The following is a 15502-nucleotide window of genomic DNA, read 5'->3' as shown; positions in this document are numbered from 1 at the left end:
CGGGCGCACGACACGGCGTGTCACAGCGCCGAACACGGGGGGCTGGAGCGCTGGACACGCATATGGCCCCCGCGGGTTCGTCCCGCGGGGGCCACGTGCGTACCGGGGTCAGGCGAAGGTCTCGCCCTTGGCCGCCTTGTCCACAAGCGACTGCGGCGGCTCGAACTGCGAGCCGTACTTCGCGGCGAGCTCGCGGGCGCGCTCCACGAAGCCGGACAAGCCGCCCGGGTACTGCTTGATGTACTGGACGACCCCACCGGTCCACGGCGGGAAGCCGATGCCGAAGATGGACCCGATGTTGGCGTCCGGCACCGTGTTCAGCACGCCCTCGTCGAAGCAGCGCACCGTCTCGACGGCCTGGACGAACAGCATCCGCTCCTTCAGGTCCTCGAACGGCACGTCGGCACTGCCGGAGTTGAACGCCTCGCGCAGCCCCGGCCACAGCCCGGCCCGCTTGCCGTTCTCGTCGTACTCATAGAACCCGGCGCCCGCCGCCTTGCTCGGCCGGTCGAACTCGTCGACCATCCGGTCGACCACGGCGTCCGCACCGTGCGGCGTCCAGGTGCCACCCGCGGCTTCCACGCCCGCCTTGGTCTCCTTGCGGATCTTCTGCATCAGCGTGAGCGTGAGCTCATCCGACAGCTGCAGCGGCGGTGCCGGGAAGCCGGCCTGGCTGCCTGCCTGCTCGATAGTCGCAGGCTCCACACCCTCGCCGACCGCGGAGATGGCCTCGTTGATGAAGGTGCCGATCACGCGGCTGGTGAAGAAGCCGCGGCTGTCGTTGACCACGATCGGCGTCTTGTTGATCGCCTGCACGTAATCGAACACCCTCGCCAGCGTGGCATCGGAGGTCTTCTCCCCGCAGATGATCTCCACGAGCGGCATCTTGTCCACCGGTGAGAAGAAGTGGATCCCGATGAAGTCCTCCTGCCGCTTGACGCCCTGGGCAAGCCCGGTGATCGGCAGCGTGGAGGTGTTGGAGCCGAGCACCGCGTCTGCATCGACGATGTCCTCGATCTCCTGGAAGACCTTGTGCTTCAGCGCCTGGTCCTCGAACACCGCCTCGATGACGAAGTCGACACCTTCCATGTCGGACGCCGAGTCCGTCGGAGTGATACGGCCGAGCAGTGCGTCGGAGCGCTCCTGGGTGGTCTTGCCACGCGACAGGGCCTTCTCCTCAAGCTTGCGGGAGTAGTCCTTGCCCTTCTCGGCGTTCTCCTTGCTGATGTCCTTGAGCACGACCTCCATACCGGCCTTGGCCGATACGTAGGCGATACCCGCGCCCATCATGCCGCCGCCGAGCACGCCGACCTTGCGCGGAGTGCGCTTGTCGTACCCGGAGGGACGGCTCTCACCGTTGTTGATGGCTTCGAGGTCGAAGAAGAACGCCTGGGTCATGTTCTTCGACACCTGCCCGGTGGCCAGGTGCACGAAGTACCGGGTCTCGATCTCCGAAGCGGTATCGAAGTCCACCTGGGAACCCTCGACCGCGGCGGCCAGGATGGCCCGCGGGGCGGGCATCGGCGCGCCCTTGATCTGCTTGCGCAGGTTCGCCGGGAAAGCGGGCAGGTTCGCCGCGAAGCCCGGGTTCGACGGCGTGCCGCCAGGGATCTTGAATCCCTTCTGGTCCCAGGGCTGCACGCAGGCATCGGGATTGTCGGCGTTGGCCTTGATCCACTCTTTGGCCTTGGGCAGCAGCTCGTCGACCGAGTCGACGACCTCGTCGACGATGCCGACCTCCTGCGCCTTGCGCGGCTTGTGCCGCTGGCCCTCGACCAGCACGTTCAGCACCGCGTCCTGAATGCCCAGCATGCGGACCGTGCGGGTGACGCCACCCGCACCGGGCAGCAACCCGAGGGTGACTTCAGGCAGGCCGATCTGGCTGCCCTTGACGTCGGCCGCGATACGGTGGTGACACGCTAGGGCAATCTCCAGGCCACCGCCGAGCGCGGCACCGTTGATCGCGGCGACCACCGGCTTGCCCAGCGTCTCCAGCCTGCGCAGCGGCGCTTTGAGCCGGTGGTTGGCCATCGTGGTCAGCTGCTCGGCGTGTTCCGGCCGGGCCTGGATCAGGTCGTTGAGGTCACCGCCCGCAAAGAAGGTCTTCTTCGCCGAGGTGATCACGACACCGGTGATGGAGTCCTTCTCGGCCTCGAGGCGATCGAGGATCGCCAGCATCGAATCAATGTAGTCGGCGTTCATCGTGTTGGCCGACTGCTTGGGGTCGTCAAGCGTCAGCACCACGATGCCGTCGGAGTCCTGCTCCCAACGGATGGTCTTGTTCTCGGTCATCGCTCTCCTGCTCTCTGACACAGTGCCGTCAGACCCGCTCGATGATGGTGGCCAGGCCCATGCCGCCGCCGATGCACAGCGTGACGAGCGCGCGGCGGGCGTTACGGCGCTCCAACTCGTCGACCATGGTGCCGAGGATCATCGCTCCGGTGGCGCCGAGCGGGTGTCCCATGGCGATGGCGCCGCCGTTGACGTTGAGCTTCTCGTCGGGAATGTTCAGGTCCCGCTGGTACTTCAGCACCACCGAGGCGAACGCCTCGTTGAGCTCGAACAGATCGATGTCGTCGACCGTCAGACCCGCCGTGTCGAGCACCTTCCGTGTCGCAGGGGTCGGGCCGGTCAGCATGATCGTCGGGTCCGAACCGGTCACCGCGGAGGCGACCACGCGGGCACGCGGGGCCAGACCGAAGTCCTTGCCCACCTGCTCGTTGCCGACGAGGACCAGCGCGGCACCGTCGACGATGCCGGACGAGTTGCCCGGCGTGTGGACGTGGTCGATCTTCTCGACGTCGTGGTACTTCTGCAGTGCCACCGCGTCGAAGCCGCCCATATCGCCGATGCCTGCGAACGACGGGTTGAGCTTGCCGAGATCCTCCACAGTGGTGCCGGGACGGCGGTGCTCGTCGTGGTCGAGCACGGTCACGCCGTTCATGTCGGTGACCGGGACGACGGACTTGGAGAAGTACCCGCCGGACCACGCTGCCTCGGCCCTCTCCTGCGAGCGCACCGCGAACGCGTCCACGTCCTCGCGGGAGAATCCCTCGATGGTCGCGATCAGATCGGCGCCGATGCCCTGCGGGACGAAGTAGGTGTCGTAGTTCGTCGCCGGGTCGAGGAACATCGCCCCGCCGTCGGAGCCCATCGGCACCCGCGACATCGACTCGACGCCACCGGCCAGCAGCAAGTTGTCCCAGCCCGCGCGGACCTTCTGCGAAGCCTGGTTGACGGCCTCCAGCCCGGAAGCGCAGAACCGGTTCAGCTGTACGCCCGCGACGGATTCCGGCAGGCCGGAGGCCATCGCCGCGGCACGCGGCAGCACACCACCCTGGTCACCGATGGGCGAGACGATGCCGAGGACGATGTCGTCGATGACGGCCGGGTCCAGCCCCGGATGGCGGCGCTTGATCTCCTCGATCAGCCCGACGACCAGATCGATCGGTTTGATCCCGTGCAGGGATCCCTTCTTGCCCTTACCCCGAGGCGTGCGGATCGCCTCGTAGATGAACGCCTCATTGCTCACGCCAACATGTCCTTCCTGATGCAGGCATCATTGTTCGCTGGCACTGCTAGCTAGCTTGGCTGCCTCGTGGCGCTAATACTGACTAACATAATCCGCGCGAATGCCCAGTTGTCAATGGGTTGTCACTTATTCAACTCGCGCTAGAGTGTGTTTACTATGACCGGCACCAGGACGACCGCGGGCAAGCCAGGCAAACGCGGCAACCGCAAGGCACAACTGGCGGCTGTGGCGGCCGAGTTGTTCCGTGCGCGCGGCTACCACGAGGTCGGCGTGACCGACATCGCCGCCGCGGCAGGGGTGACCGGACCCGCGATCTACCGGCACTTCTCCGACAAGCAGGACATGCTCGGCCACATCGTGCTGTGCGGCCTCGACGAGCTGGTCGAGGCCACCGACGAGGTGCTGGCGACGGGCGGCACCCCCTCCCCCGAACGCGTCGACGCGCTGCTGGCCACGCTGGCCCGACTGGCCGTGGAGCGGCGAGAGCTCACCGCGCTGTGGCGCACCCAGCGCCGTCACCTCCGGCAGGAGGACCACGCCGCGCTCCGAGAGCGTGCCACGCTGCTGTACCGCACCTGGACGCAGACACTCCGCACGCTGCGGCCCGAGCTGGCCGATTCGGAGGCCGAGCTACTGTGCTTCGCGGCGATGAGCGTCTTCGGCAGCGCGTCGGTGCACGCCACCCGCATCGCCAAGGGGCGCTTCCAGTCGCTGCTGGCCGAGCGTGCCCGCGCGGTGCTGCACTGCGAGCTACCGCCGGTGGATGCCGGCACCCTTACCGGAGCCGCCACCGGACTCGACGCCGAACCCCAGGTGCTGCGCGCCTCGCGGCGCGAGCAACTGATCACCGAGGCGGGGCGGCTGTTCCAAGAGCGCGGGTTCCACGAGGTCAACATGGACGAGATCGGCGCGGCTGCAGGCATCAGCGGCCCCAGTGTCTACCGGCACTTCCCGAGCAAGGCCGCGCTGTTCATGGCCGTATCGCAACGGGTGGCCGACCGGCTGGAACACGGCAGGCAGCAGGTCTCGCACACCGCGGCCGACGAGGCTGACGCGTTGCGCGGGCTGGCCGCCTCGTACGTCGACACCATGGTCAATCACGCGGATCTGCTGGCGGTCGGGCAGCAGATGAGCGCGCTGTCCGAGGCCGAGCGCGCCGAGCTACGCCGGATCCAGCGGGATTACGTCGGCGAGTGGGTACGGCTACTGGGCACGGTGCGTCCCGAACGGGACACCAGCGCGAACCGGGTCGTCGTCCACGCGGCGCTGACCATCGCCAACGACCTGCTGCGCGCGCGGCGGGTCACGGCGCGGCCCTGGGTGCGTGCCGAGCTCGTGACCCTGATGGCCACCGCGCTCGGGCTGCCCGATCCCGCGTCCCCGACCTACGCAGCCGGTAACAGAACGGACAACTTTTCTTCGCCCGAACGGAGCACGTGACGCACCCCACTGGCGCGAGCCGACTCGGAGGGTTTACTTTACTCACGAGTAGGTTTTGTCGTGACGGCCGCCCGAGGCCGATGGGAGAGTGACCGTGTCTGAAGCCGCACCCACCACGAACGGACAACGGGTCGGTCCGCCGCCGAAGAAGCGTGACGCCATGGGCCTCGGCCTGGCAGCGCTGAACAAGCTCGCCAGCGCGCGCATGCTCGACAGAGTCGGGCTGCGCAAACCGCTGGAGAACGTCGTGCACAGCTCCACCAAGCACGGGTTCCGTGCGGTCGGCGCCGCGGGACGCACGTTCACCGCGACCACCAAGCTCGGCAAGCCTGCCCGGCTCGGTCCCGCGCGCCAGCGGGACCTGTTCGATCTCGAACCAAACGACGAGCAGCGGATGATCACCGAGACGGTGCAGGAGTTCGCCGCCGAGCAGCTGCGGCCCGCCGCCGACGACGCCGACGCCGCCTGCCACCCACCTGAGGGCCTGCTCTCCCGGGCGAGCGAGCTGGGGATCGGGCTGACCAGCATCCCCGACGAGGTCGGCGGTTTCGGCACCGAGCGTGACGTGGTCACCAACGTGCTGGTGGCCGAAGCGCTGGCGCACGGCGACATGGGACTGGCCGTGGCCACCCTCGCCCCGTCGGCCGTCAGCACCGCCCTGGTGCAGTGGGGCGACGCCGAGCAGCAGTCCACCTACCTCCCGGCGTTCACCGGCGAGAACCCGCCCGTGGCCGCGCTCGCGCTCGCCGAGCACGCCCCGCTGTTCGACCCGCTGCGCCCGCGCACCCGCGCCAAGCGCACCCCGGGCGGCTACCAGGTGACCGGGGCGAAGGCGCTGGTACCGCGCGGGGCCTCGGCCGAGCTGTTCGTGATCTCCGCCGACCTGGAGGGCCCGCAGAGCAGCCGCCCCGCGCTGTTCCTCGTGGAAGCCACCACCTCGGGGGTGTCGGTCGAGGCCGACCCCGCGATGGGGCTACGGGGCGCGGCGACCGCGACCGTGCACCTGGACAAGGTGTCGCTGCCCGCGGGCGCGCTGCTCGGCGGCGGGGATCCGCAGGTCATCACCGAGGCGGTGCGGCTGTCCCGACTCGGGTGGTGCGCGCTGGCCGCGGGCACCGGCAAGGCGGTGCTCGACTACGTGATCCCCTACGTCAACGAGCGGCACGCTTTCGGTGAGCCGATCAGCCACCGCCAGGGCGTCGCGTTCCAGGTCTCCGACATCGCCATCGAGCTGGAGAGCATCCGGTTGACGACGCTGCGCGCTGCCTCGCGGGCGGAGCAGGGGCACAGCTACGCCCGCGAGGTGGCGCTGGCCCGCAAGCTCGCCACGGACAAGGGCATGTTCATCGGTAACGCGGGCGTCCAGCTGCTGGGCGGCCACGGCTACACCAAGGAACACCCCGTGGAGCGCTGGTACCGCGACCTGCGCGCCGTGGGCCTCGCCGAGGGCGCGGTCCTGGTCTAACCCGCCTGCGGCGCAGGACGCCGGGGCGTCCCGGTTCGCGCCAACCGAGCCCGCACCACCCGTCACGCTTCAGGAGACACACCGATGATCAACCTTGAGGTCCCGAAGAAAGCCGAAGCGCTGGTCAACCAGGCATACCAGGCCGCGGCCGAGGTCTTCCGTCCCATCTCTCGCAAGTACGACCGCGCCGAGCACAGCTACCCGAAAGAGCTGGACATGCTCGCCTCCCTCATCGACGGGTTGAACTCGTCCGGGGAGGGTGGCGCGGGAGCCTCCGGCGTGCGCCGCGACGACAACGGCGACAGCGGCGGCAACGTCAACGGCACCAACCTGCGCACCGTCCTCGGCACTATCGAGATGTGCTGGGGCGATGTGGCGCTGCTGTTGTCCATGCCCCGGCAGGGCCTGGGTAACGCCGCCATCGCGTCGGTGGCCGACCAGGAACAGCTCGAGCGGTTCGCAGGTACCTGGGCCGCCATGGCCATCACGGAGCCGCACTTCGGCTCCGACTCGGCCGCGGTGTCAACCACCGCCGAGCTCGACGGCGATGAGTACGTGCTCAACGGCGAGAAGATCTTCGTCACCGCGGGCGAACGCGCGGACTCGGTGGTGGTCTGGGCCACTCTGGACAAGAACAAGGGCCGCGCGGCTATCAAGTCCTTCGTGGTGGAGAAGTCCCGACCCGGCATCCGCGTGGAGCGCCTCGAGCACAAGCTCGGCATCAAAGCCTCCGACACCGCGGTGATCCGGCTGGAGAACTGCCGCGTGCCAAAGGAGAACCTGCTCGGCAGTCCGGAGATCGACACCAAGAAGGGCTTCGCGGGGGTCATGGAGACCTTCGACAACACCCGGCCGCTTGTCGCGGCCATGGGTGTGGGCCTGGCCAAGGCCGCCCTGGAGGAAACCGCCCGGCTGCTGGCCGAAGCGGGCGTCGAGATCGACTACGACCGGCCCGCCAACACCCAGCACGCCGCCGCGGCGACCTACCTACAGCTGGAATCCGACTTCGAGGCCGCCTACCTGATCACCATGAGCGCGGCGTGGATGGCAGACAACCGCAAGCCGAACTCGCTGGAGGCCTCGATGTCCAAAGCCAAGGCGGGACGTTCCGTTGTGGACATCACGCTGCGCTGCGTGGAGCTGTGCGGCTCGCTCGGCTACAGCGAGCAGACGCTGCTGGAGAAGTGGGCGCGCGACAGCAAGATCCTCGACATCTTCGAGGGCACCCAGCAGATCCAACAGCTCATCGTCGCCCGCAAGCTGCTCGGCAAGAGCAGCGCAGAACTGAAGTAACTCTCCGGAGGGGAGAAGGGCACCGGCCCGCGAGTCACTGGGGGACTCGCGGGCCGTCGCATGCCGGGCCGTCGGACACTGCAACGACACCGGCATGGGAGCCGCTCAGCTCGCGAACATCTCGGCGGAACGGCGGGCCATCTCCTCGCTGGTGACGTCCTCGACGTGCGTGGCGATGTGCCAGATATGCCCGAAGGGATCGGTGACGACCCCGACACGGTCGCCGTAGAACTGATCACTGACCGGCTGATCCACCGTGGCCCCCTTGCGCTGGGCGAGCTCCACGGTGGCGTCGGCATCGGCGACGTATATCATGATCGTCACCGGCGTACCGCCGACGGTGCGTGGGCCCTTGTTGCCGAACTGCGGGTTCTCGTCGGCGAGCATGATGACCGAGTCCCCGATCTGCAGCTCGGCGTGGCCGACGCTGCCGTCGGGCATGGTGAAGAGGTCACCGCGCTGGGTGGCACCGAAAACCTCGCTGTAGTACGCGATCGCCTCGGTGGCGCCGTCGACGGTCAGATGGGGACTAACCCTCGGGTAGTTCTCCGGAATCGCTGCGACCATGGCTGCCTCTTCTAGGACGGGCGGCTTCGTATCATGCGCGGCGGCGGCCGCCGTGACGCCCCGCTGACCGGAGCCTAGCCAGGGGGTACGACAGTCCGGGGTGGTCGCGCTGCCGGAACGGGTTACCCGCGCGGCTGCAGCGGGGCCTGCTCGGCTAGGAACTCGTCGATGTAGCGCCAGGTCGTCCCCCTGGCGGCGCGGCCTGTGATCACGCCGAGGTGGCCGCCCGGCGCCGTCTCGAATCGCACCAACGGCGCGTTGTCCAGCAGCCCCACCACACGCTCCACGGCAGCGCGCGGCGCGATCCCGTCACCCTCACCCGCGATGATCAGCGCGGGCACGGTGACCGACGACAGCGTGATCTCCCTGCCACCCAGGTCGACGCTGCCCTCGGCGAGATCGTTGGTCCGGAAGAACCGGTGGTAGAGCTGCCCGAACGTGCGGCCGGGGTAGGCGAGCATGTTGTCCATGAAGTGGTCCACGGCCTCGATCTGGGCGAGGTAGTCGCGATCGTCTAGGTTCTTCAGCTTCGCCAGTGGCTTGGTGAGCTCCTTGTCCAAACCGGTCAGCCGGAACACCCTGCTGACAACGGCTGCGGGTGCCCCGCCTGCCGCGCGGTACAGCGGGGTCAGAATGTGCCCGCCGGTGATATCGACCAGCGGCCGGAACGGCGCCACCAGCGGGATGGCGGTGAAGTCGAAGGGCGCGGCCACCGAGGTGATCGAGGCGACCGGCAGGTCGGCAGCGTCGGCAGCGTCGGCTGCGGTCAGCAGCGAGAAGATGCCGCCGAGGCACCACGAGACCAGGTGCACCTCCTGGTCGCCCGCGTCCTCGCTGACCCGCCGGATCGCACGGGGCAGCACCTCGTCGATCCAGTGCTCCACCCCGAGATTGCGGTCCGAGAACGACACATCGCCGTAGTCGACCAGGTAGGTGCGGCGCCCTGTGGACAGCAGGTGCTCGGCGAGGCTGCACCCCCTACGCAGGTCGAAGCAGTCGGCTGGGGCGGCCAACGGTGGGACCAGCAGCACCGGCGGGCCCGCGAGTTCCGGGTCACGGGAGGTGTAGCGGTAGACAGCCCGCAGCGGCCCCTGGTCGATGAGGACCCGTGGCATTGGGCGCAAGTCGGCGACCCCGTCGCCAAGCACCTTGCGGAGCAGGTTCGACGTGGCGGCGGCCACGCTCATCGCCAGCGAGCTCATGCCTGCGCCCCGTACCTACCCGGCCCCGGCGGGTCCGGCCTCTCTCGCAGCCGATGTCCCTGCGTCGCTTCCCGTCCACACACGCTTGTCTACGGTACGTACGTGAGCGGGGACACAGAGTTCCAGAGGCGGTCACCGGAGAGCTACGACACATCGCGGATCATCCCCCAACACGGCGTGCCAGCAAGCTCGACACGGGGTGCCGCAGGCCCCAACACGGGGTGCCGCAGGCCTGAACACGGGGTTACAGGCCGAGGTCGCGGGCGATGAGCATGCGCTGCACCTCGCTGGTGCCCTCGCCGATCTCCAGGATCTTGGCGTCGCGGTAGAAGCGGCCGACCGGGAACTCGTTCATGAAGCCGTAGCCACCGAAGATCTGGGTGGCCTCGCGGGCGTTGTCCATCGCGGCGTTGGAGGAGACCAGCTTGGCGATCGCGGCCTCGCGCTTGAACGGCTCGCCGCGCAGCATCTTCGACGCCGCAGCGTAGTAGGCCAGCCGAGCGGTGTGGGTGCGCGCCTCCATGTCGGCGACCTTGAACTGGATCGCCTGGAACTGCCCGATCTGCTGGCCGAAGGCCTCCCGCTCCCGCACATAACGCAGGCACTCGTCGACACAACCCTGCGCAAGCCCCACGCTCAACGCCGCGATCGCGATCCTTCCCTCGTCCAGAATGGACAGGAACTGCGCGTATCCCTTACCGCGCTCGCCGAGCAGGTTCTCCTCCGGTACCCGCACGTCGTCGAAGGCCAGCCCGTGGGTGTCTGAGCAGTTCCATCCCACCTTGGAGTACTTGGCCTCCACTGTGAAGCCCGGCGTGCCCGATGGCACGACGATCGTGGAGATCTCCTTACCACCATCGGGCTTGGTCCCGGTGACAGCGGTGACCGTGACGAAGTCGGTGATGTCGGTGCCGGAGTTGGTGATGAACGCCTTGCTCCCGTTGATCACCCACTCCCCGTCGCGCAACACGGCCGTGGTGGCGGTCGCCCCGGCGTCGGAGCCACCGCCCGGCTCGGTGAGGCCGAACGCGCCGAGCGCCTCCCCACGGCACAGCCGGGGCAACCACCGCTGGCGCTGCTCGTCGGTGCCGAACCGGTAGATCGGCATCGCGCCGAGGGAGACCGCCGCCTCGAGCGTGATCGCCACCGAGGAATCGACCCGCGCCAGCTCCTCCAGCACCACGCACAGCGCGAAGTAGTCCCCACCCATACCGCCGTGGCTCTCCGGGAACGGCAGCCCGAACAGGCCCATCCGCCCCATCCGCGCCACGATCCCGTACGGGAACTCCTCCCGCTCGTACAGCTCCCCGATCACCGGCGAGACCTCGGAGGCGGCGAAGTCCGCCACCGTCTTGCGCAGGTCCTCGTACTCCTCGTCCAACCGGAAATCGATCATCCGTTCCTCCTCACGCCTCGTCACGTCTCGCCGGGGATGTCGCCGCCTGCCTCACCGTCCGGTGTCACCAGCGCCAGCGGCTCATCCAGCGCCACCTGTTGCCCCGCGGTGACGTGCAGTTCGCTGACCACCCCGTCGACCGGGGCGGTGATGGTGTGCTCCATCTTCATCGCCTCCACGATCATCAGCGCCTCACCGGCAGTGACCGGCGCGCCGAGCTCGGTCTTGACCGCGATGACGGTGCCGGGCATCGGGCTGCTGACCGGACCTGCCTCCGGGCCGCCCGCGTGGGCCACGGCCAGTCGCGGGCGGTCGTCGAAGGGCACGCACCGCCCCTCGCGGGCCAGCCACAACCTGCCTTCCGGGCCGAGGGCGCGGCGGTAGCGCTGCACCTGCCCGGCGTAGCGCAGTTCGAGAATCCCGGGTTCATCCGCGCGCCAGCCGTTCCAGAACGCGCGGGCGACCACCGCCTCGCCGTCGCCGACCCTCACCAGCGCGTCGGCCGGCTCGCCCCGCACGTGCACCTCTGCTTCGATCTCGCCGGAGCGCAGCAGGAACGTGGTGCCGCCCGCCCCGCCCAGTCGCCAGCCGGTCGGGATCGTCCACGGGTCGACCACACCGCCAGCGGGCCACAGTTGCAGTAGCCGGTCCAACGCGGCCGCGGCGAAGAACTCCGCCGGAGCCTCGCGGGTGGCGGGAGCGGTGACCTCGTCGAGTACCCGCTCCACCAGGCCGGTGTCCAGCTCGCCCGACTGGACCTCGGGTATGGCCAGCAACCCGCGCAGGAACGGCACGTTGGTGCCCACCCCGAGCACGGCGGTGTCAGCCAGCGCGCGGTCCAGCCGGTGCAGCGCGGTGGTGCGGTCCGGGCCCGTGGCGATGACCTTGGCCAGCATAGGGTCGTAGTCCGAGCCGACCACGGTGCCCGCGTCGATCCCGGAATCCACCCGGACACCGGTCCCCTGCGGTTCGGCCACGGCCAGCACGGTGCCGCCGGTGGGCACGAAGCCCCGTGCCGGGTCCTCGGCGTAGATCCGGGCTTCCACGGCGTGACCGGTCATGGCGATATCGGCCGAGGTGAACGGCAGCCGCTCCCCCGCGGCCACCCGGAGCTGCCACTCCACCAGGTCGATGCCGGTCACCAGCTCGGTCACCGGGTGCTCCACCTGGAGCCGCGTGTTGGTCTCCATGAAGAAGAACTCGCCAGCCCCGCCGTCCCCCGAGCCGCCCGGAGCGTCGCCGGAGGTGATGAACTCCACAGTGCCCGCACCGACGTAGCCCACCGCGCGCACCGCCTCCACCGCGGCCGCGCCCATCCGCTCACGCGTATCGGCGTCCAGCAACGCCGACGGCGCCTCCTCGATGATCTTCTGGTGCCGCCGCTGCAGGCTGCACTCGCGCTCGCCGAGGTGGACGGTCGTGCCGTGGGCGTCGGCCAGCACCTGCACCTCGATGTGCCGTGGGGTGCTGACGAAGCGCTCGGCCAGCAGGGAGTCGTCGCCGAAGGCGGCGCGCGCCTCCCGCTGCGCCGAGGCGATGGCCTCGGCCAACTCGCCTGCCTCGTGCACCACCCGCATGCCCTTGCCACCGCCACCGGCCGATGGCTTGAGCAGCATCGGACAGCCGACCTCGGCAGCGGCGCGGTCGAGCAGCTCCTCCGGGGTGCCCGCGATGCCGGGCACCACCGGAACGCCCGCGGCCGAGACGGTGGCCTTCGCGGTGATCTTGTCCCCCATGGTCTCAATGGCCTCGGGGGGCGGGCCGACGAACACCAGCCCCGCCTCGCGGCAGGCGCGGGCGAAGGCGGGGTTCTCGGAGAGGAAGCCGTAGCCGGGATGCACCGCCTGCGCGCCGGTGGACTCGGCGGCGCGCACGATGTCCGGAATGGACAGGTAGCTCTTGCGGGCCTCCGCCGGGCCGACCCGCACCGCGACATCGGCCTCGTGCACGTGCCTGGCGTGCGCGTCGGCGTCGCTGTACACCGCGACGGAGCGGATGCCCATCCGGCGCAGCGTCCGGATGACGCGCACCGCGATCTCGCCACGGTTGGCGACCAGCACCGTGTGCAGCGTCTCGCCCCGGCGAAGGGTCCCTGCTGGGGAACCGAAGTCTGTCATGGTCACATCCGGAATACGCCGTAGCCGACAGGGTCAAGGGGGGCATTGGCCGCAGCCGACAGGGCCAGGCCGACCATCGTGCGGGTGTCGGCGGGGTCGATCACCCCGTCGTCCCACAGCCGCGCGGTGGAGTAGTACGGGTGCCCCTGCTGCTCGTACTGCTGCCTGATGGGTTCCTTGAACGCCTCCTCGTCCTCGGCCGACCACTGCTCGCCGCGTGCTTCGACGGCGTCGCGGCGCACCGTCGCCAGCACCGAGGCGGCCTGCTCGCCGCCCATCACCGAGATGCGCGCGTTGGGCCACATCCACAGGAACCGGGGCGAGTAGGCGCGCCCGCACATCGAGTAGTTACCGGCACCGTAGGAACCGCCGATGATCACCGTCAGTTTCGGCACCCTGGCGCAGGCCACCGCGGTGACCATCTTGGCGCCGTGCTTGGCGATACCGCCCGCCTCGTAGGCCTTTCCCACCATGAAACCGGTGATGTTCTGCAGGAACAGCAACGGGATGCGGCGCCGGTCGCACAGCTCGATGAAGTGCGCGCCCTTGGCGGCCGATTCGGAGAACAGCACGCCGTTGTTGGCGATGATGCCCACCGGGTGGCCGTGCACTCGGGCGAAGCCGGTGACCAGCGTGGTGCCGTACTCTTTCTTGAACTCGGTGAACCTGCTGCCGTCGACGACCCGCGCGATGACCTCCCGCACGTCGTAGGGGGTTCGCGGGTCGGTCGGCACGATGCCGTAGAGCTCGCCGGGGTCGGCGGCCGGTTCCTCGGTGGGTGCGACTTCCCACGGCGACTGCTCTGCGGGGCCGAACGTGGCCACGATCGAGCGCACCGTGCGCAGCGCGTCGCCGTCGTCGACGGCGAGGTGGTCGGTGACCCCGGAGGAGCCGGCGTGCACGTCGCCCCCGCCGAGTTCCTCCGCGGTGACCTCTTCCCCGGTGGCGGCCTTCACCAGCGGCGGCCCGCCGAGGAAGATCGTGCCCTGGTTGCGCACGATCACCGCCTCGTCGCTCATCGCGGGGACGTAGGCCCCGCCAGCGGTGCAAGAGCCGAGCACCGCGGCGATCTGCGGGATGCCACGGGAGGACATGGTTGCCTGGTTGTAGAAGATCCGGCCGAAATGCTCGCGGTCGGGGAACACCTCGTCCTGCGCGGGCAGGTAGGCCCCGCCCGAGTCCACCAGGTAGAGGCAGGGCAGATTGTTGTGCAGCGCGATCTCCTGGGCGCGCAGGTGCTTCTTCACCGTCATCGGGTAGTAGGTACCGCCCTTGACGGTGGCATCGTTGGCCACGATCACGCACTCGCGGCCGCTGACCCGGCCGACGCCGGTGATGATGCCCGCCGACGGCGCCTCGCCGTCGTAGAGGCCCTCCGCGGCCAGCGGGGCCAGCTCCAGGAACGGCGAGCCGGTGTCCAGCAGCGCGTCCACCCGGTCGCGGGGCAGCAGCTTGCCCCGCTCGACATGGCGGGTCCGCGCCTTCTCCGAACCACCCTGCCGCACCCGTTCGAGCCGTTCGGTCAAATCCGCCACCAGCGCGGTCTGCTCCGCCGCATTGCGCTGGTAGGCCTGGGATGCGGGGTCAGCCGCGGTGCCCAGTGTGACTGCGTCCATCGTGCGATCCCCTCGGTCCAGAGGTCCCTACCGCGTGATCTTCGTTAGTAACCGTTAACCGCGCTACCGATGTTAGTATCCACTAACCGAGTAGGTCCAGCCCTCATCGGCAGGGGCAGCGCGCACCCGCGAGTGTCCCGCAGGCGAGGCGGGCGCGCACCACAGCGCTCGCCGGGTGGGCGGGTAGGACACGCGCACGAGGTGATGCAGGTGATCCGGGTGACCAGCGACCAGCGCACGCTGACGCGCCGGGAGCAGATCCTGGACGCGGCGGCGGAACTGTTCGCCACACATGGCTTCCACGGGGTGGGAATCGACGATATCGGCGCGGCCGTGGGCATCTCGGGGCCCGCACTGTACCGGCACTTCCGGAGCAAGGACGCCATGCTCGGCGAGATGCTGGTGTCCATCAGCGAGGGCCTACTCGAAGGCGGCAGGGACCGGGCAGCGGCGGCCGCGGATCCCAGCAAGGTGCTGTCCGAGCTCGTCGTGTTCCACACCAACTTCGCGCTGGAGAACCCGGCGCTGATCACGGTGCAGGAACGCAACCTCGGCAACCTGCGGGACGAGGACCGCAAGCGAGTACGCACGCTACAGCGGCGATACGTCGAGATATGGGTCGACGCGATCGCCGACGCCGTACCTGGGCTGACCGAGCAGCGCGCGCGGTCGGCGGCGCATGCGGTGTTCGGGCTGCTCAACTCGACACCACACAACCGCTACCTCGGCAGCGACGAGCTCGCCGAACTCCTGTACCAGCTCGCGATGGGGGCGCTGTACGCTGCGCGGGAGGGTTGATCGTGCCCGTGGTGCGCGCGGGATGTCGATCGGAAGGTGAATAACCTCCCTGCCCCTACCCATCCGTACCGAACCT

General features: G+C 69.1%; 11 protein-coding genes. 4 read left to right on the top strand and 7 right to left on the bottom strand.

Going from position 1 to position 15502, the window contains the following annotated elements:
* Positions 1-108: 108 nt before the first annotated feature.
* A complete protein-coding gene (locus F8178_RS04355; RefSeq protein ID WP_317493319.1) occupies positions 109-2292 on the bottom strand; it encodes a 3-hydroxyacyl-CoA dehydrogenase NAD-binding domain-containing protein in 2184 nt (727 codons plus the stop codon).
* Between the two features lie 28 nt (positions 2293-2320).
* Positions 2321-3532 carry an acetyl-CoA C-acetyltransferase gene (locus tag F8178_RS04350; protein WP_317493318.1) on the bottom strand — a complete coding sequence of 404 codons (1212 nt, stop codon included), beginning with the start codon at positions 3530-3532 and terminating at the stop codon, positions 2321-2323.
* Positions 3533-3688: 156 nt separating this feature from the next.
* Here F8178_RS04350 and F8178_RS04345 point away from each other — a divergent pair, with 156 nt between their 5' ends.
* The 3 genes from F8178_RS04345 (at position 3689) to F8178_RS04335 (ending at position 7730) form a co-directional block, all read left to right on the top strand.
* Positions 3689-4972 (top strand): TetR/AcrR family transcriptional regulator, encoded by a 1284-nt coding sequence (locus F8178_RS04345; protein ID WP_317493317.1) that lies wholly within the window; start codon positions 3689-3691, stop codon positions 4970-4972.
* 160 nt (positions 4973-5132) lie between these two features.
* Positions 5133-6437 (top strand): acyl-CoA dehydrogenase family protein, encoded by a 1305-nt coding sequence (locus tag F8178_RS04340; RefSeq protein ID WP_317493498.1) that lies wholly within the window; start codon positions 5133-5135, stop codon positions 6435-6437.
* 84 nt (positions 6438-6521) lie between these two features.
* Positions 6522-7730, top strand: a complete 1209-nt coding sequence (locus F8178_RS04335; protein WP_317493316.1) for an acyl-CoA dehydrogenase family protein — start codon at positions 6522-6524, stop codon at positions 7728-7730.
* A 105-nt stretch (positions 7731-7835) separates the two neighbouring features.
* Here the strand turns inward: F8178_RS04335 and F8178_RS04330 are convergent, their stop codons facing one another.
* The 5 genes from F8178_RS04330 to F8178_RS04310 all read right to left on the bottom strand — a co-directional run bounded on the left by F8178_RS04330 (position 7836) and on the right by F8178_RS04310 (position 14628).
* On the bottom strand, positions 7836-8297 hold the full coding sequence (locus F8178_RS04330) for a VOC family protein (protein ID WP_317493315.1): 462 nt from the start codon (positions 8295-8297) through the stop codon (positions 7836-7838).
* Between the two features lie 122 nt (positions 8298-8419).
* Positions 8420-9499, bottom strand: a complete 1080-nt coding sequence (locus tag F8178_RS04325) for an alpha/beta fold hydrolase (protein ID WP_317493314.1) — start codon at positions 9497-9499, stop codon at positions 8420-8422.
* Positions 9500-9743: 244 nt separating this feature from the next.
* Positions 9744-10895, bottom strand: a complete 1152-nt coding sequence (locus F8178_RS04320) for an acyl-CoA dehydrogenase family protein (RefSeq protein WP_317493313.1) — start codon at positions 10893-10895, stop codon at positions 9744-9746.
* A gap of 20 nt (positions 10896-10915) precedes the next feature.
* The gene (locus tag F8178_RS04315; protein WP_317493312.1) at positions 10916-13012 is read right to left on the bottom strand and encodes a biotin carboxylase N-terminal domain-containing protein; all 2097 of its coding nucleotides are present in this window, start codon (positions 13010-13012) and stop codon (positions 10916-10918) included.
* Between the two features lie 2 nt (positions 13013-13014).
* Complete coding sequence (locus F8178_RS04310) at positions 13015-14628, bottom strand: carboxyl transferase domain-containing protein (protein ID WP_317493311.1); 1614 nt, start codon at positions 14626-14628, stop codon at positions 13015-13017.
* A 219-nt stretch (positions 14629-14847) separates the two neighbouring features.
* On the opposite strand from F8178_RS04310, the gene F8178_RS04305 reads away from it, so the two are divergent.
* Positions 14848-15426 (top strand): TetR/AcrR family transcriptional regulator, encoded by a 579-nt coding sequence (locus F8178_RS04305; RefSeq protein ID WP_317493310.1) that lies wholly within the window; start codon positions 14848-14850, stop codon positions 15424-15426.
* Positions 15427-15502 lie beyond the last annotated feature (76 nt).

Source organism: Haloechinothrix sp. LS1_15 (assembly GCF_033042135.1).
GTDB lineage: Bacteria > Actinomycetota > Actinomycetes > Mycobacteriales > Pseudonocardiaceae > Haloechinothrix.
Note: the sequence above shows the minus strand (reverse complement) of the source record. Positions and strands in the feature narration are given on the sequence as shown.

What these genes read in the sequence shown, in the direction of transcription:
- F8178_RS04355 (WP_317493319.1), bottom strand. Translation starts at nt 2,292, where the DNA reads ATGACCGAGAACAAGACCATCCGTTGGGAGCAGGACTCCGACGGCATC.
- F8178_RS04345 (WP_317493317.1), top strand. Translation starts at nt 3,689, where the DNA reads ATGACCGGCACCAGGACGACCGCGGGCAAGCCAGGCAAACGCGGCAAC.
- F8178_RS04340 (WP_317493498.1), top strand. Translation starts at nt 5,133, where the DNA reads ATGGGCCTCGGCCTGGCAGCGCTGAACAAGCTCGCCAGCGCGCGCATG.
- F8178_RS04335 (WP_317493316.1), top strand. Translation starts at nt 6,522, where the DNA reads ATGATCAACCTTGAGGTCCCGAAGAAAGCCGAAGCGCTGGTCAACCAG.
- F8178_RS04330 (WP_317493315.1), bottom strand. Translation starts at nt 8,297, where the DNA reads ATGGTCGCAGCGATTCCGGAGAACTACCCGAGGGTTAGTCCCCATCTG.
- F8178_RS04325 (WP_317493314.1), bottom strand. Translation starts at nt 9,499, where the DNA reads ATGAGCTCGCTGGCGATGAGCGTGGCCGCCGCCACGTCGAACCTGCTC.
- F8178_RS04320 (WP_317493313.1), bottom strand. Translation starts at nt 10,895, where the DNA reads ATGATCGATTTCCGGTTGGACGAGGAGTACGAGGACCTGCGCAAGACG.
- F8178_RS04315 (WP_317493312.1), bottom strand. Translation starts at nt 13,012, where the DNA reads ATGACAGACTTCGGTTCCCCAGCAGGGACCCTTCGCCGGGGCGAGACG.
- F8178_RS04310 (WP_317493311.1), bottom strand. Translation starts at nt 14,628, where the DNA reads ATGGACGCAGTCACACTGGGCACCGCGGCTGACCCCGCATCCCAGGCC.